Source organism: Amycolatopsis sp. NBC_01307, from assembly GCF_035975215.1.
Classification (GTDB): Bacteria; Actinomycetota; Actinomycetes; order Mycobacteriales; family Pseudonocardiaceae; genus Amycolatopsis.
This window is the reverse complement of record NZ_CP108403.1, coordinates 2503290-2524421: the sequence shown is the minus strand read 5'-3', so window position 1 is coordinate 2524421 and position 21132 is coordinate 2503290. Positions and strand designations below refer to the sequence as shown.

Below are 21132 nucleotides of genomic sequence, written 5' to 3'. Positions count from 1 at the left end.
GTTCAGCGCGTAGGCCGGGACGGCGAAGCGCGGCTCACGCCTACGTCCGTGCGGGACGAGGTCCACCATGTCGCGGTCGGTACCGCCGATCCAGGCCTGCCGGCTCGGCTCTCGCTTCAGCGGCACCGAGCCGTGTGACGACGTCGCCGCGCGCAGCGTGATCCGGGTGCCGTCGCGGTACACGACGTCGATATCCGGCAGGACGTATCCGGTCATGCACCCGTCCGATCGGTTCGCCCCGCCCGCCACGAGGAGAATACGTGCGCGGTGGTGCCGCCTCAGGACAGTTTTGCCTCGGGGGCGAAGGCGGGCAGCTTCTCGAGACTGCTGTGCACGGCCTCGGCGCCGTACTCGAACATCTGGCGCTCGTAGTCGTCGACCGCGTCGAGCAGGTTCTGACGGCCTTCGGCTGCCTCGATCAGGTTGCGGCGTAGCAGGTCGGCGTCGCGTAGGGCGGTGTTCGCTCCGTTGCCTCCCGTCGGGGAGGTGGCGTGGATTGCGTCGCCCAGCAGGGTGACCGGGCCTGGTGCCCAGCGTGCGCCCGGCTTGACCACCCGGATGGACAGCAGCGTGCTGTTGTCCGGGTCGGCCTGCTCGATCAGCGCTCGCAGCTGCGGATGCCAACCGTCCATTCTGGACAGCACGGCGTCCTGCGGGGTCAGGTCCGCCGTCGAGCTGTTCGGCGGCAGGATCATGGCCCAGCGCACGTAGTCGCCGATGTCGGGCAGCGTCACTTCGGGGGCCAGGCGCTCGGCGGCCTGCTTCGGCGGGGTGCGGAACCGCATCGCGCCGAGCAGGAGGCTGACGCCGTCGCCCGCGATCTTCGAGCCGTACGCCTTGGACAGGCCGGCGAACTCGTCGGTCAGCGGGGTGCGGCCGATGACGAACCGGACGCCGGTGTCGGTCGGGGTGGTCTGCGGCGACAGCACCCCGCGGACCGCGGAGGTGACGCCGTCCGCGCCGACGACCAGGTCGGCGGTGGCCGGGTCGCGGTGGGCGAACCGGGCGCGGACCTGGCCGCCGGGCAGCACGTCGTAGCCGGTCAGCGCGGCGTCGGCGTGCACGGTGAGGCCGGTCAGCAACAGGTGCCGCAGCACCTGCCGGTCGACCACGATGCCGGTCCGGCCCGCGCCGAGCCTGCCGATCTCGTTGAGCCGCGGGTCCAGGACCAGCTGCTCGGCCGAGGCGTCCATGACGATCTCGTCGAGCAGCGGGTGCCAGCGCGCCGGCAGGCAGTCGCGCACCGCCTGGAACCCGATCGGGTTCAGTACGAGCCGGTAGCCCTGGAACCGGGCGACGATCCCCGGGTCGCGCTCGAACACCTCGGCCTCGATCCCGGCACCACGCAGACCCTGCGCGAGAGCCAGACCTCCCAGACCGGCTCCGACCACGGAAACTCGCACCACACACCTCCGGAACTCAGGGACGAACTTAGTTCGTCTACCTCTCAAGTAGTACCTAGCGAACTTAGTTCGTGTCAAGTTATAGTGACCGGCATGCCCGCCGATCCCCGCCCGCGAAGCGCCCGACCAACGGCGAAGGCACCGCGCAAGAAGCCGATCACCGTCGACCGGATCACCGACGCCGCCCTGGAAGTCGTCGCCACCGAGGGGTACGACGCGCTGACCATCCGCCGGGTCGCCGCCGTGCTCGGCACCGGTCCGTCGTCGCTGTACGCGCACATCACCACCAAGGACGACATCGACGACCTGCTGATCGGCCGGCTCTACGCCGCGGTGGTGCTCCCCGAACCGGACCCGGCGGCCTGGCGCGGGCAATTGCTCGACGTGTACTCGCAGATCCGCGACCTGTACCTGGACTACCCAGGAGTCTCGCGCGCCGCGCTGGCCACGGTGCCGACCAACCGGGAAACGCTGCGGGTCGGCGAAGGGATCCTGGCGATCCTGCTCGCGGGCGGCGTCGCGCCGAGGCCGGCCGGCTGGGCCCGCGACGCGATGTCCCTCTACGTCAGCGCCTACGCGCTGGAGCAGTCACTGGTCCGGCAACGACGCCGGCACCAGGACCAGGAATGGGTGCTCAGCCACGAGGAGCTGCTGGACCGCTTCACCGCATTGCCCGCCGAGGAATTCCCGCAGACCCGACGGCACGCCGCCGAGCTGATCTCCGGTACCGGACACGATCGCTTCGAGTTCGCCCTCGGCCTGCTCATGGACAACCTGCGGCCCGAATCCGGGTGAATTCCCCGGACAGGACAGGAATTGTCACCAGTTCCAGGGTCGCGCCGTAAGGGAGCCGACGTGAGCAGGCCACCTGGTGTTCGCGTCGGCTCAAGCAGACGGGAATAGCGTCCGGGTCGCTGAAGAATTCCCCGGCAATACCGAATGAGGCAGATCATGCGCGAAAACCCGGCGGGCCCGAACCGGCGGTCCTTCCTGCGGAACGCGGGGCTGGCCGGCGTCGGCGCGACGGCGCTGGGCGCGCTCGGCGCCGCACCGGCCGAAGCCGACACCGCGGGCAGTGCCGACAAAAGCAGGTGGAATCCGGACGGCGAGAGCCGCCAGTTCACCGTCGCGGTGATGCCGGACACCCAGTACCTCTACTGGGGCAGCCAGAACAGCATCAACCCGGAGCCGCAGGAAGCGTCGCTGCGGTACGTGATCGCCAACAGCGGCACACCGGACCGCAACATCGTCTTCCTGGCCCACCTCGGCGACCTGACGCAGGACGCCGACGTCACGTCGTTCCAGGCCGTGGACAAGACGTTCAGGCCGGCCGACTCGGCCGGCCTCGCCTACAGCGTCCTCGCCGGCAACCACGACGTGTCCGGTGACGACACCCGCGGCACCACGCCGTACCTGCAGACGATGGGCCCGCAGCGGTTCCGCCGGCAGAAGTCGTTCCTCGGCGCCGACGCGAGCGGCTACAACACCGCGCACGTCTTCCGCGCCGCCGGGCGCGAGTGGCTGCTGCTGGCCATGGACTGGCGCACCTCGGCCGCCGGCTTCGCCTGGGCCAACGACGTGATCAAGAAGCACCCGAAGCTGCCGGTGATCCTCACCTGCCACGAGATCGTCGCGCCGACCTACGGCGACGAGGTCTACCCGTACGAGTCGGGCGACGCCGAGGACAACGCCGAGATCACCGACTACGGCCAGACCGTGTGGGACTCGCTGATCAAGGACAACGACCAGATCTTCCTCACGCTCAACGGCCACTACTGGCCCTCGGGCCGCACGACGAAGAAGAACGCCGCCGGCCACGACGTGCACCTGCACATCACGAACTACCAGAACCGGTACATGAGCGGCGGCGGCATGCTGCGCCTGTACCACTTCGACCTCGAGCGCGACACGATCGACGTCGAGACGGTCTCGCCGTGGATCCTCGAGAAGGACCCCGCGAAGCGCAATCGCATGGAGGTACTGGAGTCGCGGCTCACCACGGCCGTCGACCGCTTCTCGATGCCGTTCGACTTCGAGCGGCGCTTCGCCGGCTTCATCCCCGTGCCGGTCCGCCCGGCGCGACCTGCCGGCCGGGTGCTCGTGCCGGGCACGCTCGCGTACTGGCGCTTCGACGGCGTCGGCGCGAACGGCAGCGCCGTCACGGCCGGCCAGCAGGTGCGCGACCTGTCGGGTCACGGCAACGACCTCACGCTGCAGTCCGTCGCCGGCACCGCCCCCGATGCCCTGACCTGGACCGACGACCACCACCCCGACCAGCCGGGCCACGCCAGCCTCCGGTTCGCCGGCGGCCGGAGCCCGCTGCACGGCGCGTACCTGACCACGGGCCCGGGCGCGCCGCTGAACACCGAGACGTTCAAGCGCGGCTACACCATCGAGACGTTCGTGAAGATCCCGCGCGACTGGGACGGCGGCACCAACGGCAACATGCCCGTCCTGGTCCGCCGCGGCGCGTCCGGCGACGCGGGCAAGCACGGGAAGAACACCGACCCGAAGGAGCCGGTGGCCCAGCTCATGACCACGAACAACGGTCGTGAGGTGCAGTTCAACTGCTACCCGCTCAGCCAGACCTACCCGACCACCAACTGGAGCCACGGCCTGGCCGAAGACCAGTGGTGGCACCTCGCGGTCGTCAACGACGGGCACCGCACCAAGGTCTACGTCGAAAGCTCCCCCGTGGCCGACAACCCCTTCACCGATTCGGTCGGCATCGCCTCCCTCGGCCTCGCGTGGCTCCTCGGCGGCCACGAATACGGCGGCGCGCTCGACAACGTGTTCCACGGCTGGATCGGCGACGTCCGGATCGTCGGCCGGGCACTGCGGCCGGACGAGTTCCTGACCAAGTGATCCGCCGGTAGCCGCGGTCGAAACCGGAGGATGCCGGTGGGCCCGGTCACCGCGATCGCGGATGCAGCGCTGTGGATGCGGGCAGCGGGATTCACGACGGTTTCAGCAGCAGTGCTCGCCGCGCCACGCCTCGCGCCCTTCCCGCAGCGCGACGGCGGCGATCACCAAGGCCACGACCGGATCGGCCCACGACCAGCCGAACAACGCGTTCACCAGCAGCCCGAGCAGCAGGACGCCGGAGAGGTAGGTGCACAGCAGCGTCTGCTTCGAGTCCGCGACCGCGCTCGCCGAGCCCAGCTCGCGTCCGGCCCGGCGTTGCGCGTGGGACAGGAACGGCATCACCAGCAACGACACCGCCGCCAGCACGATCCCGACGGTGGAATGCCCGGCCGGCTCCGCGCCGAACAGGGCGCGCACCGACTCGACCGTGACGTACGCGGCGAGCGCGAAGAACGACGCCGCGATCACCTTCAACGCCGTCCGTTCGCGCGCCTGCGGATCCGCGCCGGAGAACTGCCAGGCGACGGCCGAGGCGGAGGCGACCTCGATGACCGAATCGAGCCCGAACCCGATCAGCGCCGTCGACGAGGCCACCGACCCGGCCGAGATCGCGATGACCGCCTCGGCCACGTTGTAGCCGATCGTGGCGGCCACCAGCAGCCGCACCCGGCGCGACAGCACCGCCCGGCGGTCGGCGTCCACCTGCGGCGCCGCTTCGACAGCGCAACATCCGTCGGCGCAGCCGCCTTGCGCGATCGGTAGCAGCTCGACGCGCGGTTCGGCGTCGCCGCTCATGCCTTCACCGGCTCGTGGTCGTCCACGCAGGGCTGCCCGGGATCGACTGCGAGCACCAGCTGGACCAGCTCGCGGAGAGCGCGGGCCAGGTGCTCGTCCGCCAGTCCGTAGTGGACCTGACGCCCCTGGTAGGTCGCGACGACCAGGCCGCACCCGCGCAAGCAGGCCAGGTGGTTCGAGACGTTGGAGCGGCTCAGGCCCAGCTCCTTGGCGAGCTGACCGGGGTAGTTCGCCCCGTCCAGCAGGGACACGAGGATCTTGCACCGCGTCGGGTCGGCCAGTGCGCGCCCCAGCCGGGCCAGCGCCGCCCCCCGCGTCTCACACGTCAGCATGCATCGGACAGTACAGCCACGGCTGACACGACAGCAAGGACGCTGATTCCACGCCTCGCCGGCGCACGGGCTCGCCGATCGTCCTCAGCCGTGGATCAGCTCGGTCGAGACGTCCCACAGGCGCTTCGCGGCGGCCGGGTCGAGCGCCCACTCCTTCACGCCGTGCGGGTGGTCGGCGAGGGTGGCGTCGTCCGGCACGGTGTACGCCTCCTGGGCGTCGTCGAGGTAGTGGCCGCCCGTGCGGGCGAACTGCGGCGCGACGGCGGCGACGATGGTGGTCGCGGCCCCCTGCCCGACGGTCTTGTAGGTGAAGGTGCCGGCGGCTTCGGCCGCGTCGAGGGACGCCTTCTGCGCCGGGGTGAAGTTCCGCTGCAGCCCGGTCGCGATGCCGCCCGGGTTGACGGCGTTCGCGAAGACGCCGTCGGCGGCCCAGCGGCGGGTCGCTTCGACGGCGAACAGGGAGTTCGCGGTCTTCGACCGGGCGTACGCGAGCTGCGGGTCGTAGGCCTGGCGCGCGAAGTGCGGGTCGTCGAAATCGACGTTCGCGCGCATGTGCGCGGTCGAGCTGAGCGAGACGACGCGCGCTTCGCCGCGGTCGGCGGCGCCGCGGGCGAGCGCGTCGTGCAGGCCGGTGGCCAGCGCGAAGTGGCCGAGGTGGTTCGTCGCGAACTGCAGCTCCCAGCCTTCCGACGTCCGCTCCAAGCCGCCGGTGACGACACCGGCGTTGGCGACGAGCAGGTGCAGCGGCCCGTCCCAGCCGCCGGCGAAACGCCGGACCGCCGCCTGATCGGCGAGATCGAGCGCCGCGACACGCGTCGTGCCGGTGATGACGTCGGCGACGGCGTGGCCGGCAGCCATGTTCCGGACGGCGAGGGTCACCTCGGCGCCGGCGGCCGCGAGCACCCGGGCCGTTTCGGCACCGATGCCGGAGGACGCCCCGGTCACGATCGCGCGGATCCCGGCGAGGTCGACGCCCGCCAGCACCTCGTCCGCGGTGGTGGTGGCGGAGAACGGGGTGGTGATGAGTTCACGTGTGGTCATGGCGCCACTATACGTACTAGTCAGTTCTTGTATAGCGAGTCTACGAGTCGTAGGATCGGCGCATGGTCGCCCCCGAGACGTCGAACGTCGGCACCGCGGCTCGTCGTGACGCGGTGCTCGGGTCGGCGCTGCTCACCTTCGCCCGCCACGGCTACCGCAAGACGTCCATGGAGGAGCTGGCGCGCACGGCCCGGATTTCTCGGCCGGGCCTGTACTTCTTGTTCGAGTCGAAGGAAACGCTGTTCCGGGCCGCGTTCACCCGGGCACTGGAACAGGACCTCGCCGCAGCGCAGGCACTCCTCGCCGCCACAGATCGGCCGTTGCGCGAGCGGCTGGCCGGCGCGTTCGACCGCTGGGCCGGCCGCTACGTCGGGCCGCTGGGCCGGGACGTCACGAGTGTCATCGAGCAGAACCCGGACCTGCTCGGCGAGATCGTCGAGACCGCCCCGGTCCGCTTCGCGGAACTCGTCACCGACGCGATCGCCGAGACGTCGGGGCAGGCGGCCGCGGTCCCGGTCGCGCAGACGCTGATCAGCGTGTCGATCGGGTTGAAGCACCAGGTCGAGACGCGGGAGGCGTACCTCGCACGCTTGACCACCGCGGTCGGCCTGCTCGTCGGGTGACGACCCGGCTCACGCCCGGGCGCCGGGCGACAGGTCCGCGGCCGTGGCGGTCACCGCCGCCACGATCCGCGCCAGGCCGTCCTCGGTGAGCCGGAAGGTGGGCACCGACACGTTCACCGCGGCCAGCGGCGTGCCGCGGAAGTCGAGCACGGGGGCAGCGACCGCGGTGAGGCCGATCTCGTACTCCTCCGCGGCGACGACGTGGCCCGCCACCCGCTCCTCGCGCAGCCGCTTCAGCACCGCGGCGACGGTCCGCGGGGCCCGGCGGGTGCCGGGCAGCGCGCCCGGCCGGGCCGCGAGCAGGGTGGTGATCTCGGCGTCGGCCAAGCCGAACAGCAGCGCCCGCCCGCTGGACGTGCAGGTCAGCGGCGTGCCCCGGCCGATCCACTCGCGTGCCTGGACGCTGCGTCCGGCCTGCTCGCTCAGCACGGTGAGGGCCGCGTCACCCTCCCGGACGGTCAGGTACGCCGCTTCCCCCAGCTCCTGGACCAGCGTGCGCAGCGCCCGGGGCGCGTCCTGCCGGAGCCGGCCGTCGCCGGCCGCGCCGGCGAGCGCGTAGAGCTGCCAGCCGAGGCGGTACTCCAGGGTTTTCGGGTCGCGCTCGGCGAAACCCTCCTCGAGCAGCACCTTCAGCGTCCGCGAGATCTGGGTCTTCTCGGCCGCCAAGGCTTCGGCGACCGCCTGGACCCCGAGCGGGCCCGCACCGAGCGTCCGCAGCACGTCGAGCGCCCGGTGCACGCTGGTCAGACTGTCGTTCGCCATCGGCCCAGTGTCCGACGGCCGTGCGCGGAGCGCAACTACGGTTGTCACCGACGCACGGACCGACCTAGCGTGACCTGCATGTGCGGAATAGTCGCGTGGTACGCCCCCTCGTCCGAAGCGATCACCTCCGACGTCGTGGCCACCGGCCGGGCCATGCTCACCCGGCTGGCCCACCGCGGCCCCGATGACACCGGCCAGGCCCGCGTCGGCGAGCACGTCTGGCTCGGCCACAACCGGCTGTCGATCGTGGGGCCCGCCAACGGACGGCAGCCGCTCGGCGAAGCCGGGCCGTGGTCGCTGGTCTGCAACGGGGAGATCTACAACGACGCCGAACTGCGCGAAAGCCTGCCCGGCCACCACTTCACCACCGCGTCGGACAGCGAATCGGCGCTCGCGTTGCTGACCGCCGAAGGGCCGCGCGCGCTCGACCGGCTGGAGGGGATGTGGGCGCTGTGCGCGGCGACCCCGGACGGACGCTTCGTCGCGGCCCGCGACCGCCTCGGCATCAAGCCCCTGTACTGGGCGCGGACCGGCGGCCGGTACTACTTCGCGTCCGAGATGCGCGCCTTCCCGGTCACCGTCCAGCACGCGGTGGAGATGTTCCCGCCCGGCTGCTGGTGGACGCCGGAAGACGGCCTGGTCCGGTTCGCCACCGCCGTCACCTTCGCCCCCGTCCAGGACGGCCTCACGGCGGTGGAGCTGGAGAGCCGGACGCGCGCCGTGCTCGTCGACTCGGTCCGCCGGCACCTGATGGCCGACGTCGAGGTCGGCGTCTTCCTCTCCGGCGGGCTCGATTCCAGCATCGTCGCCGCCGTCGCCGCGGCCGAGTACGCCCGCGAAGGGCGGCGGCTGAAGACCTTCGCCGTCGGCGTCGAGGGATCCTCCGACCTGCTCGCGGCCCGGGAAGTCGCGGAATTCCTCGGTACGGAGCACCGCGAAACGGTCTTCGACGCCGCGCAGGCCGTGGCGGCCCTCGACGACGTCGTCGCGTCCGTCGAGTCGTTCGACGCCGGCCTCATCCGCAGCGCGGTGCCGAACTGGTTCCTCGCCGAGCTGGCCGCACAGCACGTCAAGGCGGTGCTGACCGGCGAAGGCGCGGACGAGCTCTTCGCCGGCTACAGCTACTACCACGAACGTCACCGCGACCCGGCGGCGCTGCACCGCGAGCTGCGGCGCACCATCGAGCAGCTGCACGGGCTCAACCTCCAGCGCTGCGACCGCGTCACGATGGCGCACGGGCTGGAAGCGCGGGTGCCCTTCCTCGACACCCGCGTGGTCGACCACGCGATGTCCTTGCCGGACAACGTGAAATCACTCGAAGCCGACGGCCTCGAGAAGGGCCACCTGCGCCGCGCGTTCACCGGCTGGCTCCCCGAGCGGCTGCTCTGGCGGCCCAAGCTGGAGTTCGGCACCGGCAGCGGCGCCGCGGACCTGCTGACCCCGTACTGGAACCGGCACATCGGCGACGCCGAACTGACCGAGCGGCGCGACCCGGCCACCTCGTTGCGGTCCAAAGAGGAACTCGCCTACTACCGCGCGTTCCGCCGGGCCCTGCCCGAGGTCCGGCCGGCCGCGGTGCTGACCCGCTTCGCCGTCGCCTGATCCGGCTTCCCCGACGAGCGCCGCACGGGGGACCTGGCAGAGCTACCCGGCTCCGGTGATCCCCGGCTAGCGTCGGTGAGGTCGAAGATCCGCGACGGACAGGAGGTGGTGACCGTGGCGCACGCGGCACCCCGGCTGGGCGAGTTCCTCCGGGCCCGGCGCGCCCTGACCCGGCCGGACCGGCACGGCATCCCGGACGGCGACCGGCGCACGCCCGGGCTGCGCCGGGAAGAGGTCGCCATGCTGGCCGGCGTCAGCACGGACTACTACACCCGGCTGGAACAGGGCCGCGACACCCACCCCTCGCCGCAGGTGGTGACGGCCCTCGCCGACGCCCTGCTGCTGGACGACGAGGCCGCCGCCTACCTGCGCGGCCTCGCCGCACCGGCGAAACCACGCAAAGCCCGGCCCGAGCACCCGGCACCGGGACTCGTGGCCCTGCTCGACGCCTGGCCCCACACCCCGGCCCTGGTCTACGGCCGGTACTTCGACCTCCTGGCCGTCAACCCGCTCGGCGAAGCGCTGTTCTCCTGGCTGCGCGGCGAACGGAACCTGCTGCGCGGCATCTTCCTCGAGCCCGGCGCCCGCGTCTTCTACCGCGACTGGGCGAAGATCGCCGAAGGCTGCGTCGCCGCCCTCCGCGCGGCCAACCCGGACCCCGACGACGCCCGGCTCACCGAACTGGTGGGCACGCTGTCGGTCGGCAGCCCCGACTTCGCCCGCCTGTGGGGCAAGCACGAGGTCCGGGCCAAGACCGCGACGGTCAAGCACTTCCACCACGAACTCGCCGGAGACCTGACCCTGCGGTTCGAGAACCTGGCCGTCACCAGCGCGCCGGGGCAGCACCTCGTCGTCTACCACGCCGAGCCGGGCAGCCCGGCCGCCCACGCGCTCGCCCTGCTGGCCGGCTACGCCCTCTCCCCCGCGGACGACCCGTCCGGCCGATAACCGGCCTGCGGTCGCACGATCACGGAGCACACTCATGTCTGTCTGGTTCATCACCGGCGCGTCCCGCGGCTTCGGCCGGGCGCTCACCGACGCCGCCCTCGCCGCGGGCGACCAGGTCGCCGCCGCCGCGCGGAACCCACCGCCTGGCGACCCGGCCGGGCCGCGGCTCGACGTCCGCCTCGACGTCACCGATCCGGCCCAGGCCGAGGCCGCCGTCGCCGCGGCCGTCGACCGGTTCGGCCGCATCGACGTGCTCGTCAACAACGCCGGTTACGGGCTCTTCGGCGCCGTCGAGGAGGTGCCGGACGCCGACGTCCGCGCGCTGTTCGACACCAACGTCTTCGGGCTGCTGAACGTCACCCGCGCCGCGCTGCCGGTGTTGCGGGCCCAGGGCGCGGGTCACATCGTGAACATCAGCTCCAGCGCGGGGTTCGCCTCCGGCGCGGGCCGCGGCCTCTACAGCGCGGCCAAGTTCGCCGTCGAAGGGCTCAGCGAGGCGCTGCGCGCGGAGGTCGGGCCGCTCGGGATCGACGTCACCGTCGTCGAGCCCGGCTCGTTCCGCACGGACTTCCTCGCCCCCGCCAGCCGTCGCCAGGTCGCGGTCACCGTGCCCGCCTACGCCGGCAGCGTCGGCGCCGTGACGTCGGCGATCGAGAAGAACGACGGCCACCAGCCCGGCGACCCGGCCCGCGCGGTCACCGCCATCCGCCGCCTGGTCACGACCGCGGAGCCGCCGCTGCGGCTGCAGCTGGGCAGCGACTGCGTCCGGCTCGTGGAGGACAAGCTGGCCACGGTCGCCGGCGAGCTCGACCGGTGGCGTGAACTGGCCACCTCCACCGACTACCGGTGAGCCGAGCGGCGTTCCACTGGGTGGACCGGCACTAAACCGGATCAGCCCGGCGCGCGTGCACCGGTCGTCAGCACGACCGGACCCGGAGGCACGACCATCAGCAGTGATTTCCACGCCGACCCCGAGGCGATCAAGAAGCTCGGCGCGCTGGCCGGGCGGGCCGGCGCCGCGGCCGGGCTCTACCGGGCGGCCGCCACCGCCGGGCCGAACGAGTGGGGTGAGGGGCTGCTCGGCAAGCTCGCCGCGCCGCTCGACCGGTGGCAGGAGCTCGCCGTCGCCAACGGGGGCAAGGCCGAGTCCCTCGCGGACTCCTACGACACCACGCTCGTCGCCGTGGCGAAGCTGTACCGCGAGACCGACCACGAGGCCGCCGCGAAGGCCGACGCGGCCTACCCGGACTCGCTGTCCGAACGGGTCGCGCCCGACGACGTCGCCTCACCCGAAACCGCGGCGTCCTTCACCGACTTCGACAACGCGTCCCGCAACCCGCGCCATCCCGAGTTCGAGTACACCGGGCCGGACAACCCGGGCGAGGACGCGTTCGGCGGCTGGAACATCGAGGTCCAGCGCATCGCCGACGACATCGCGGGCGGGGCGTCGATCTCCGGGGCGGCGCGGGGGCTGCTGACGAAGCTGGTCGGGATCGACCTGCTGACCGTCGTCGAGAAGCTGGTGGCCGGCGACTGGGACGCGCTGCTGCGGCAGGGCATGGTGTTCGAGGACACCGGGCTCGCGTTCGCCAAGATCAAGCAGAACGTCGACCGCGGGCGTTTCGGCATCCAGGAGCGCTGGACCGGGCACGCCGGCGAGGCCGCGCGCGCCTGGCTGACCGACTACTCCCACGCCTGCGCGGAACACGCGAAGTTCTGCACGGAGGCCGGCCAGAAGATCAAGAACTTCGCCCGCGCGGCCTACGACGCCATGCAGGCGCTCGACATCGCGCTCGAAGGGCTGCTCGACGCGTTGCTCGGCAAGGTCTTCAAGCTCGGCAAGGCCCTGGAGATGTTCCTGCTGGGCATCGCCGGCCTGGGCGACGGCGAGTCCGTGCGCCAGGCGATCGCCGGGATCATGACCGAGGTGACCCCGCTGCGCACCGCCATCGACGCGCTGAACACGCTGGCGCACACGATCGCGTCGATCTCCGAGCTGGTGGCGGGCAACGGCGAAATCGCCGCGAAGGCCTGGCCGGGCGAACCGTACAAGCACCCGGGGACGTGACGTGGAGATCTCACCGTGGCGAACGGAACGGGGCCGACTCGCGAGGCACAACCAGCTGGTGCTGCTGGCCCGCGGCGAGGGCGACCTGGCCGACTTCGCCCGCGACGTCCTGGCGGGCCACGCGAAGCCGGAAGACCTGCTGTACCGCTCGTACCTGTCCGAGGAAACGCTGGAGGCGGCCCACGCGGGCATCGACGAGTGGCACGCCCTGCCCGAAGCCGAGAAGCAAGCAGCCCTCGACGGCGCGGAAGCCGGAGTCCGGGAGGAGATCGCGGCGTTGGCGGCGCTCGATCTTGCGGAGCCGGAGGTCGGCCCGGAGGAAGACGACTATGACGGCGGGTTCCGGAGATCCACCTGGTGATCAGGCCGGACTTGCCGAAGTCCCTGCCAGCGGCCCGTGAGCGGGCCTACCCCAGCCGACCGATGTCTGCTCGGTCGATCGAGCGCAGGGCATCGGCGGGCGTACGGTCCGTCGCTTCGGCGAGGGCCGTGACCGCAGCTGCCGCCAGCGCGGTCAGGTTCAACGCCGCTACCACCGCGTTCTCCCGGACGGCGGCGTCGATGATGTTGTAGACGTCTGCGTCCTCGTCGGCGAGGTAGGCCGCTACGCCTTCGACCGCGGCGCGGCGCATGGCTTCCCGGTTCCTTCGTTCGCTGCTCGGCACTCCGCCAGCTTCCTCCTCGGCGCCTTCGCCGGCCGCTGACCGGTCGTCCGGCGTGCTCACCGGTCCGCGGACCAGTCGCCCAGGGCGGCGATGGCGGCGTCGATGAGGGTGGCGTCGGTCGGGGCGTGCTCGATGGTGCTGCGGTAGTACAGCGGGCCGATCGTCAGGGCTGCGGCGTTGCGGCTCGCCAGTGCCAGGGTGAGCTCGCCGCGCGTCTGGGCGTCGTCCAGGGCGGTTGCCAGGCGGTCGGTGAGGATGGCGGCGAACTGTGCTCGGCGGGCGTCCATGTTCTCGTCCCATAGGGCCGTGTTGGCCAGGGTCGTGGACACGGCGCGGACGTCGTCGAGCTCAAGCTGGCGGGCGATGGCGGTCAGCTCCCGGCGCAGCCACTCCCGGGTGGGCGTGGTGGGCTGGTCGAGGAACGGCATCGGGACGGTGGCCATGGCCTCGAGGAGCAGCGGTTCGGCCTGCGGCCAGTGGCGGTAGACCGTGGCGCGGCCCACCCCCGCGCGGTCGGCGACCTGCACGTGCGTCACCGCGGTCGGGCCGCTCTCCAGCAGCAGCTCGCGGGCGGCGTTCAGGATCGCTTCCCGGCTTCGCACGGATCGGGGGTCTGTCTCACTGGTCACGTGCCGATCCTATGAGACAACTTGACTCGAAGCACGACGAGTGTGCATGATGGCGGTATGAGACATCCTGTATCACAGATGACCGTGGCGGTACTCGGAGCGACCGGGGCCACCGGACGCCACGTGGTGTCCACGGCGCTCCGGCGCGGATACCGCGTGGTCGCGCCGGTCCGCCGGGCGGGGACGTTCGCGCCGCACGCGCGGCTTGACGAAGTGAGCTGGCCCGAGGTCACCGACGTCCCGGCCCTCACCCGCGCCCTGCCGGGCACCAGCGTGGTCATCAGCGCGCTGGGCGGCGCCGGCACCGGGCCGACGACGGTGTGCACCGACGGCGTCCGCTCCGCGGTCACCGCGATGAAGGCGACGGGGGTGGACCGCCTGATCGCCCTCAGCGCACACGGCGTGCTCGAGACGCACGACAAGTCGCTGTACTCCCTGGCCGTGTGGGCGAACGTCGCCGAACGCATGCGCGACAAGGAAACGATGGAACCGCTCATCACCGCCTCCGGCCTGGACTGGACGATCGTGCGGCCGCCGAAGCTGGCGGACCACGACGAGATCGGGAAGTACCGGGCCGGCACCGACCTGCGGATCCGGCTGTGGAGCTCCATCGGCCGCGCCGATCTCGCCGCGTTCCTCCTCGACGAGGCCGAAACCCCGCGGTACGCCCACGCCTACCCGCGGATCAGCCGGTGAGCGCCGCCATCCCCGACCTGACCGGGAAGGTCGCCGTCGTCACCGGCGCGACCGGCGGCATGGGCCAGGTCATCGCCGCCGACCTCGTCCGCGCGGGTGCGCACGTGCTCACCGTCGCCCGCGATCCCGCTCGTGCCCACGCTTTGCGCGCACTCCTCGGCGCCCAGGCGAACCGGCTCGACGTCATCCCCGGCGACCTGTCCCGGCGCGCCGACGTCGTCACCGCGGCGAAGACCATCCTGGACCGGCACGACCGGATCCACCTCCTCGTCAACAACGCCGGCGCGCACTTCCCCGAACACCGCGTCTCGGCCGACGGCGTCGAGATGCACATCGCCCTCGACTACCTCGCCGCCTTCGGCCTCACCACCCTGCTGGACGCGGCGCTGCGCCGCGGCGGGGCCCGCGTGGTGAACGTCGCCAGCGACACCCTCAACGACACCCGGCAGGTCAAGCTCGCCGGCAAGCCGCGGCCGGCGACCCTCGACCTGACCGGCGTCGACGACCTCGCGGAACTCAACCCCGCGGCCGGTTTCGCGCCGTTCGAGGCCTACGCACGCGCCAAGCTGATGACCGTCACCGCCGGCTACGCCCTCGCCCGCGACCTCGCCGCCGACGGAGTGACGGTCAACGCCCTGCACCCGGGCATCGTCGCCACCGACATCATCGACGACCTCGTGCCCCCGTTGCTACGCCCCATGCGTGCCCTCATCCGCCGCAGCCTGCTCACCCCCGCCGAAGGAGCGCGAAGCGCCACACGCATCGCGACCGACCCCGCCATGGCCGGTGTCACCGGCCGCTACTTCAATCGTGACAAGGAAACGAGCACTCCCCCGGTGTCCCACGACCCCGCCACTCAGCGGAAACTCCTTGCGCTGAGCCAGAACCACTTCGCCGGATGACGACGCGCTCAGATCACCGTGGTGCCGCCGTCGACAACCAGCTCCATGCCGTTGACGTAGCTCGAGTCGTCCGAGGCGAGGAACAACGCGACCGACGCGATCTCTTCGGGGCGGCCCATCTCCCGCCGCGGGATCACGGACTCGAACTGCGCCTTCGTCGCCTCGTCCATCACGTCCGCCAGGATCGGCGTGGCGACCTGGCCGGGGGTCAGCACGTTCACCCGGATCTTCCGGTCCCGCAGCTCGGCCACCCACACCCGGGCGTAGGCGGGCAGCACGGCCTTGCTCGCCGCGTACACACTCCACTCGGGATAGCCCCGCAGCGACGCGTTCGACCCGGTCATGACGATCGAGCCGCCGTCGTTGAGCAGCGGAAGCGCTTTCTGGATCGTGAACAGCGTGCCGCGCGCGTTCAGCGAGAAGGCGGCGTCGAACTGCTCCGGGGTGATCTCGCCGAGCTTGCCCTGCTCGCCCGTCCCGGCACTCGCCCACACCACGTCGACCGAGCCCTTCTCCCGCTTGACCGTCTCGAACAACCGGTCCAGGTCGTCGAGGTCGGCCGAATCGCCCTGCACGCCGGTGACGTTCCGGCCGATCAGCTTGACGGCGTCGTCCAGCGCGTCCTTCCGCCGGCCCGAAATGAAGACGTACGCCCCTTCGTCGACGAACAGCTTCGCACCGGCCAGCGCCATCCCGCTCGTCCCGCCGGTGATCACCGCGACCTTGCCATCGAGCTTTCCCACGACTGCTCCATCCACTCGCATGCCGATGTTATGTACACCGATCTGAGTACCTAACGTAGCGGGCAGCCGGGTAGGACGCAAGCTATGCACACCGAGCGGTACCCAAGTGCGCTAAGCTGGGGACGTGACAGAGGTGGAGAAGGGACCGCGAGGCCTGCGGCGCGGCCGGGGCGCCCGCGAGCGCATCCTCAGCGCGTCACAGCAGCTGTTCCGCGACCAAGGCATCAACGGCACCGGCATGGACCAGCTCTGCGCGGTGGCCGAGGTGTCCAAACGCACGCTGTACCAGCACTTCGCCGGCAAGGACGAGCTGATCGCCGAAGGCCTGCGCCGATTCGACCCCGAGATCCTGCCCGAAGTGTTCGACCGCACCGACCTCACACCTCGCGAACGGCTCCTCGCCGTGTTCGACGTGCACTCGCCCCTGTGCCCCTTCATCGCGGCGGCCGTCGAGATCCCCGACCCGGGCCACCCGGCGCGCGTCCACGCCCGCGACTACAAGCTGGGCTTCGCCGCCCGGCTCGCCGAGGCCGCCCGCGAGGCCGGCGCCACCAGCCCGGAACAGCTCGGCGAGCAACTGGCGCTGCTCCTGGACGGCGCCTCGGCCCGCAGCCGGGTCCTCGACACCGAAGCGTTCACCACAGCCGCCACCGTCGCGGCCGTCCTCGTCGACAACGCGATCCCCGCGGCAGCGGCCGAGTAGCACGGCCAACGCCGGTCGCCCACGGCGTTTTCATCCGGGCCGTTGTCCCCCGGGAGAGCTACTCGGGCTGCCCACTCCGGGGTGACGTTCGCGCGGTCCCGCCCTCGCTACCTTCAGCGCCGTCAAAACCATTGAACGGCGGAGGGCGAGCACCATGAGGAAGACACGCGGGTCACGGTTCGCAGCGGCTTTGGCGGTGACCACGCTGACCGTTCTCGGCGTGGCGGCGTGCGACAGCGCGGACGACGAAGACAGCCCGGCCCAGCCCGCGGCGCTCGCGTGGGGACCGTGCCCGGCGGCGGCGCCGGGCACGACCCGGGATCCCCGGCTCACCTGCGCGAAAGTGAAGGTACCGCTGGACTACAGTCAGCCGGACCGCGCGTCGATCGAGGTCGTCATCTCCCGGCTGGGGGCCGCCGATCCCACCAAGCGCCACGGCGTCCTGCTGCTGAACCCGGGTGGTCCGGCGCTGCCGGGGCTCGACACACCCAGCACGATGGCCCCGACGCTGCCGAAACCCGTCCTGGACGGCTACGACCTGATCGGCTTCGACCCGCGCGGCGTCGGGACCAGCACCCCGCAGAGCTGCGGCCTCGAGAACCCCAGCGTCGCCGCCCTCTTCCCCTACCCCGCCGCCGACGGCTCGATCGACGCGAACGTCCAGGCCGCCCGGGCCACGGCCGCCAAGTGCGCCGCCACGGCCGGGGAGAACCTGCGTTACTTCACCACCGCCAACACCGCCCGCGACCTCGACCGCGTCCGGGAGGCCTTGGGTGAAGCCAAGATCTCGTACTGGGGCCAGTCCTACGGCACCTACCTCGGCACCGTCTACAGTGCACTGTTCCCGGACCGGACCGACCGCGTGATCCTCGAAGGCAACGTCGATCCCGCCCACGTGTGGGCCGGCGAAGCGGCGAGCTGGAGCAAGGGCATGGCCGAGCGGTTCCCGGACGCGGCCGCCGTCGCCGCCGCGCAGAACGGCGCCCTCGGGCTCGGCGCCACCCCCGCCGAGGTCACCCGGACCTACCTCGCGCTCGCCGACCGGCTCGACCACCAGCCGGCGTCGGTCCCCGGCACACCACAGTCGTTGAGCGGGGCGATGCTGCGCGGCGTCACCTACGCGCTGCTGATCCACAACAACACCCTGCCGGTGCTCGCCCAGGTCTGGAAGGCCGCCGGCGACCTGGCCGACGGGCGGGTCACCGACGCCGACGGTGCGGTGCTCAAGCAGGTGTTCGCCGACGGCCCGGCCGCCCCGGGTGTCCCCGCGGACAACCAGGCGACCATGTTCCTGGCCCTCACCTGCGGCGACGCCGAGTGGTCCCACGACGTCGGCGCCTACGCCCGGGCCACCGCCGCCGACCGCACGGCCTGGCCGCTGACCGCGGGCATGCCGGCGAACATCTGGCCGTGCGCGTTCTGGCCGCAACCGGTCGAGAAGCCGGTCACCGTGACCGGCCAGGGCCCGCGCAACACCCTGATCCTGCAGAACCGCCGTGACCACGCCACACCGTGGGACTCCGGCCTCGGGCTGCGCCACGCGCTGGGCAACCGCGCCGCCTTCGTCGGCGTCGGCAACGGCGGGCACTACGTCTACCACGAAGGCTCGGCCTGCGCGGACACCGCCACCACGGCCTTCCTGGACACCGGCCGGCTGCCGGAGAAGGACCTCGACTGCACCGACGTCACGACGCAGTGATCGCCCCGGCGCGGGCGGCCTGCCTCGACGCGCCGCCCGCGCCCTTGACTCTCAACCCGCTCGAGATCCCATAGTGGCGGTATGAAAGAGCTTTACGCCATCGGAGACGCGCCCGCCGCGCTCACCGAGGGCGGCTTCCGGCAGTACGACGTGCACGCCATCGCCCGCCTTGAACTCGTCCGCACCCTGCCCGACCTGGCTCGCACCCACCTGCGGCTGGTCGAGGACCAGCTGCGGCAGTTCCGGGCCCGCCGAGCCGTGCTGCGGACCGTCGTGCGGCAGCAGACCACGACGGAACAGGTCAGCCTGCTGCACAAGCTCGTGTCGATGGCCGAGTCGACCGGGCTGAAACTGCTGACCAGGTACCACTCCCTGGTGGCGGCGATCAACGGCACGACCCAGCCGGACCGGACCCGGATCCGCGCAAGGCGGCGGCGCTGCGCGAGTGGCTGGCCGCCGCTCTGCGGTGCTCAGCGGAATCCGGACCGAAGTGCCCTCGCCGCAGCTGATTCACGCGCTCGCGGGCAGCCGAGGTCCGGCGCACCTCCGCTTTCCCGAGCGCCGCAACGGGAACGGCCCGGTATCGCTAGGCTCCCGGCCATGCCGACACCGGACCGTCTCCGGAACCGCTGGGCGCGCGTGCCGCCGGAGATCCGGGACCGGGCGCTCGCCGCGAGCGTCACGGCCGCCGCGTTCGTCCCGGCACTGGCGATGCTCGGGGCTCAGTTCGGCGATCTGCCGCGCCACGACGGCGGTTTCGCGGCGGTCGTGCTGGTGCTCGGGCAGACGCTCCCGCTGGCCGTCCGCAGCCGGTGGCCGGCGGCGACCCTGGCGGTCATCGCGACCTCGTTCGCCGCGCACGAAGTGCTCGCCTACTCCCCCACCATCGCCAGCCTCGCGCTCTACTTCGCGCTCTATTCGGCGGGGGCGCGCGAAGAGCGGTTCCGCTGGGCCCTGCCCGCGGCGGTGTCGACGGGGTACGTCGTCTTCGCGGTCCTGGTCACCTGGCGCGGGTCCCCGTCGGGTGTGCTGATCTACCTCGTCTACTACGGGGTGCTGGCGCTGTTCTGGCTACTGGGCACGGTGGTGCGGCAACGGCGCTGGCAGGAGGTGCAGCGGCGGCGGCTCACCGCCCGGGCCGCGGCGGCCGAGGAACGCACGCGGCTCGCCCGCGAACTGCACGACGTCGTCACCCACCACGTGACGGCCATGGTGGTCCAGGCCGACGCCGCGCGGTACCTGCCACCCGAGCGCTTTCCCGCGGTACTGGCCACCATCACCGGCTCGGGCCGCGACGCCCTCACCGAACTGCGGTTCCTGCTCGGTGTTCTCGAAGCGACCGGCGCGCGCACGCCGGGCCTGGACGCGTTGCGCGGCCTCGCCGACCAGCCGGGGCGGGTGGTCGAGCTGGTGGAATCGGGCGAACGCCGGGCGTGGCCGGCGGACACCGAGCTCACGGCGTACCGGATCGTGCAGGAAGCGCTGACCAACGCGGCCAAGTACGCCGCCGGCCGGCCCGCCACGGTGCGCGTCGGTCACGGCGTGGACCACCTCGAGATCGAGGTGACCACCCGAGGCCCGGCGACCGACGCCGGTGTGCTCGGCTCCGGCGGCCGCGGGCTCGCCGGGCTGCGCCAACGCGTCGACGCGCTCGGCGGCCGGTTCACCGCCGGACCGTCGGGCGACGGGTTCCGCGTCAGCGCCGCGTTCCCCACGGCCGAAGCGCCGCAACGACGGGGGAACGCGGCCCCAGCGGACCGTGGGGTCGGTGTTCTGTTGGCACGGAGGGCAAAACCGCCACCCGGATGACGTCGCGGAAGCAGGTCCGCCGGACTAGGCTCGGATCCGGAGTCCCAGCGAAACTCTTCGACAGTCACGGTAACCGCGGACCCGAGGGAGCTATCGACGTGGTCGAGACGCACGACATCGTTCGCCCGCCCGCCGAACTGAGCGCGGCCCTCGCGGCCATCGGCAGCGCGACGGCCAGCGGCGAGCTCAGCCGCATGGGCATCCGCAGCGCGTTCATCAGCGGCCCGGTTTCGGTGACCCCCGGCGTGCGCGTGGCCGGACCGGCGCTGACGCTGCAGTTCCTGCCGAAACGGGAAGACCTCTACCCCGTCGAGGAGTACGAAGAACCGGAGAAGCAGCTGCACCGGCACGTCATGTACCACGCCCAGCCCGGCGACATGATCGTCGTCGACGCGCGCGGCGACATGACCAGCGGGGTGTTCGGCGAGATGATGCTGACCTACTTCAAGGGCCGCGGCGGCGCCGGCGTCGTGGTCGACGGCTGTCTGCGCGACACCGGCGAGGCCAAGCAGCTCGGCCTCGGGCTGTGGATCCGGGGCGCCACACCGAACTTCCACACCCAGACCGGCATCGTCCCGGCCGCCGTCAACGTGCCGGTTGCGTGCGGCGGCACGCTCGTCGAGCCGGGCGACATCGTCGTCGCCGACGACGACGGGGCGGTCGTGGTGCCGGTCAAGCTCGCGCCCGCCCTGGTGGCCCACGCCCAGGAACACGCGGAATGGGAGGAGTTCTCCCGGATCCGGCTGGCCGAGGGCGGCGACATGCGGCTGTACTACCCGCTGTCGGACGAGGCCCGGCCCGAGTACGAGAGGTGGCGCGCCCGGCGGGGCCCGGCCTGACAGCGCTT

The 21132-nt window shown here is 71.9% G+C and carries 22 protein-coding genes; 14 read left to right on the top strand and 8 right to left on the bottom strand.

Going from position 1 to position 21132, the window contains the following annotated elements; genetic code table 11:
- Positions 1 to 278: 278 nt before the first annotated feature.
- Positions 279 to 1403, bottom strand: coding sequence for an FAD-dependent oxidoreductase (locus OG439_RS11095; RefSeq protein WP_326949297.1), 1125 nt, complete (start codon positions 1401 to 1403; stop codon positions 279 to 281).
- A 93-nt stretch (positions 1404 to 1496) separates the two neighbouring features.
- Between OG439_RS11095 and OG439_RS11090 the strand changes: the two genes are divergently transcribed.
- Positions 1497 to 2198 (top strand): TetR/AcrR family transcriptional regulator, encoded by a 702-nt coding sequence (locus OG439_RS11090; RefSeq protein WP_326949296.1) that lies wholly within the window; start codon positions 1497 to 1499, stop codon positions 2196 to 2198.
- Positions 2199 to 2354: 156 nt separating this feature from the next.
- Positions 2355 to 4268 (top strand): LamG-like jellyroll fold domain-containing protein, encoded by a 1914-nt coding sequence (locus OG439_RS11085; RefSeq protein ID WP_326949295.1) that lies wholly within the window; start codon positions 2355 to 2357, stop codon positions 4266 to 4268.
- A gap of 102 nt (positions 4269 to 4370) precedes the next feature.
- On the opposite strand, the gene OG439_RS11080 is transcribed toward OG439_RS11085, so the two are convergent.
- The 3 genes from OG439_RS11080 to OG439_RS11070 form a co-directional block, all read right to left on the bottom strand.
- A complete protein-coding gene (locus tag OG439_RS11080) occupies positions 4371 to 5063 on the bottom strand; it encodes a cation transporter (protein ID WP_326949294.1) in 693 nt (230 codons plus the stop codon).
- Positions 5060 to 5395, bottom strand: a complete 336-nt coding sequence (cmtR, locus tag OG439_RS11075) for a Cd(II)/Pb(II)-sensing metalloregulatory transcriptional regulator CmtR (protein ID WP_326949293.1) — start codon at positions 5393 to 5395, stop codon at positions 5060 to 5062. Before cmtR ends, OG439_RS11080 begins: the two co-directional genes overlap by 4 nt.
- A gap of 84 nt (positions 5396 to 5479) precedes the next feature.
- Complete coding sequence (locus tag OG439_RS11070; RefSeq protein WP_326949292.1) at positions 5480 to 6436, bottom strand: SDR family NAD(P)-dependent oxidoreductase; 957 nt, start codon at positions 6434 to 6436, stop codon at positions 5480 to 5482.
- 62 nt (positions 6437 to 6498) lie between these two features.
- On the opposite strand from OG439_RS11070, the gene OG439_RS11065 reads away from it, so the two are divergent.
- Positions 6499 to 7059 carry a TetR/AcrR family transcriptional regulator gene (locus OG439_RS11065; protein ID WP_326949291.1) on the top strand — a complete coding sequence of 187 codons (561 nt, stop codon included), beginning with the start codon at positions 6499 to 6501 and terminating at the stop codon, positions 7057 to 7059.
- A 9-nt stretch (positions 7060 to 7068) separates the two neighbouring features.
- Here the strand turns inward: OG439_RS11065 and OG439_RS11060 are convergent, their stop codons facing one another.
- A complete protein-coding gene (locus OG439_RS11060) occupies positions 7069 to 7821 on the bottom strand; it encodes an IclR family transcriptional regulator (RefSeq protein ID WP_326949290.1) in 753 nt (250 codons plus the stop codon).
- 78 nt (positions 7822 to 7899) lie between these two features.
- On the opposite strand from OG439_RS11060, the gene asnB reads away from it, so the two are divergent.
- From asnB to OG439_RS11035, 5 genes are all read left to right on the top strand, one after another.
- Positions 7900 to 9423 carry an asparagine synthase (glutamine-hydrolyzing) gene (asnB, locus tag OG439_RS11055; RefSeq protein ID WP_326949289.1) on the top strand — a complete coding sequence of 508 codons (1524 nt, stop codon included), beginning with the start codon at positions 7900 to 7902 and terminating at the stop codon, positions 9421 to 9423.
- A 75-nt stretch (positions 9424 to 9498) separates the two neighbouring features.
- Complete coding sequence (locus OG439_RS11050) at positions 9499 to 10371, top strand: helix-turn-helix transcriptional regulator (RefSeq protein ID WP_326949288.1); 873 nt, start codon at positions 9499 to 9501, stop codon at positions 10369 to 10371.
- A gap of 34 nt (positions 10372 to 10405) precedes the next feature.
- Positions 10406 to 11221: an oxidoreductase gene (locus OG439_RS11045; RefSeq protein WP_326949287.1), complete on the top strand. Its 816-nt coding sequence runs from the start codon at positions 10406 to 10408 to the stop codon at positions 11219 to 11221.
- A gap of 333 nt (positions 11222 to 11554) precedes the next feature.
- Positions 11555 to 12439, top strand: a complete 885-nt coding sequence (locus OG439_RS11040) for a hypothetical protein (protein WP_326949286.1) — start codon at positions 11555 to 11557, stop codon at positions 12437 to 12439.
- Between the two features lies 1 nt (position 12440).
- Positions 12441 to 12800, top strand: coding sequence for a hypothetical protein (locus OG439_RS11035; RefSeq protein ID WP_326949285.1), 360 nt, complete (start codon positions 12441 to 12443; stop codon positions 12798 to 12800).
- A gap of 46 nt (positions 12801 to 12846) precedes the next feature.
- On the opposite strand, the gene OG439_RS11030 is transcribed toward OG439_RS11035, so the two are convergent.
- Positions 12847 to 13164, bottom strand: a complete 318-nt coding sequence (locus OG439_RS11030; protein WP_326949284.1) for a hypothetical protein — start codon at positions 13162 to 13164, stop codon at positions 12847 to 12849.
- Positions 13161 to 13733 carry a TetR/AcrR family transcriptional regulator gene (locus OG439_RS11025; protein ID WP_326949283.1) on the bottom strand — a complete coding sequence of 191 codons (573 nt, stop codon included), beginning with the start codon at positions 13731 to 13733 and terminating at the stop codon, positions 13161 to 13163. The genes OG439_RS11030 and OG439_RS11025 overlap by 4 nt, the downstream gene beginning before the upstream one ends.
- Before the next feature lie 78 nt (positions 13734 to 13811).
- Here OG439_RS11025 and OG439_RS11020 point away from each other — a divergent pair, with 78 nt between their 5' ends.
- Positions 13812 to 14429 carry an NAD(P)-dependent oxidoreductase gene (locus OG439_RS11020; protein ID WP_326949282.1) on the top strand — a complete coding sequence of 206 codons (618 nt, stop codon included), beginning with the start codon at positions 13812 to 13814 and terminating at the stop codon, positions 14427 to 14429.
- Complete coding sequence (locus OG439_RS11015; protein ID WP_326949281.1) at positions 14426 to 15331, top strand: SDR family NAD(P)-dependent oxidoreductase; 906 nt, start codon at positions 14426 to 14428, stop codon at positions 15329 to 15331. The genes OG439_RS11020 and OG439_RS11015 overlap by 4 nt, the downstream gene beginning before the upstream one ends.
- An 8-nt stretch (positions 15332 to 15339) precedes the next feature.
- Here the strand turns inward: OG439_RS11015 and OG439_RS11010 are convergent, their stop codons facing one another.
- Positions 15340 to 16074, bottom strand: a complete 735-nt coding sequence (locus OG439_RS11010) for an SDR family NAD(P)-dependent oxidoreductase (RefSeq protein WP_326949280.1) — start codon at positions 16072 to 16074, stop codon at positions 15340 to 15342.
- A gap of 124 nt (positions 16075 to 16198) precedes the next feature.
- On the opposite strand from OG439_RS11010, the gene OG439_RS11005 reads away from it, so the two are divergent.
- The 4 genes from OG439_RS11005 (at position 16199) to OG439_RS10990 (ending at position 21124) form a co-directional block, all read left to right on the top strand.
- The gene (locus OG439_RS11005; protein WP_326949279.1) at positions 16199 to 16777 is read left to right on the top strand and encodes a TetR/AcrR family transcriptional regulator; all 579 of its coding nucleotides are present in this window, start codon (positions 16199 to 16201) and stop codon (positions 16775 to 16777) included.
- A 196-nt stretch (positions 16778 to 16973) separates the two neighbouring features.
- Positions 16974 to 18476 (top strand): alpha/beta fold hydrolase, encoded by a 1503-nt coding sequence (locus OG439_RS11000; protein ID WP_326949278.1) that lies wholly within the window; start codon positions 16974 to 16976, stop codon positions 18474 to 18476.
- 81 nt (positions 18477 to 18557) lie between these two features.
- Positions 18558 to 20285: a sensor histidine kinase gene (locus OG439_RS10995; RefSeq protein WP_326949277.1), complete on the top strand. Its 1728-nt coding sequence runs from the start codon at positions 18558 to 18560 to the stop codon at positions 20283 to 20285.
- A gap of 98 nt (positions 20286 to 20383) precedes the next feature.
- The gene (locus tag OG439_RS10990) at positions 20384 to 21124 is read left to right on the top strand and encodes a ribonuclease activity regulator RraA (protein ID WP_326949276.1); all 741 of its coding nucleotides are present in this window, start codon (positions 20384 to 20386) and stop codon (positions 21122 to 21124) included.
- The last annotated feature ends 8 nt before the right edge of the window (positions 21125 to 21132 follow it).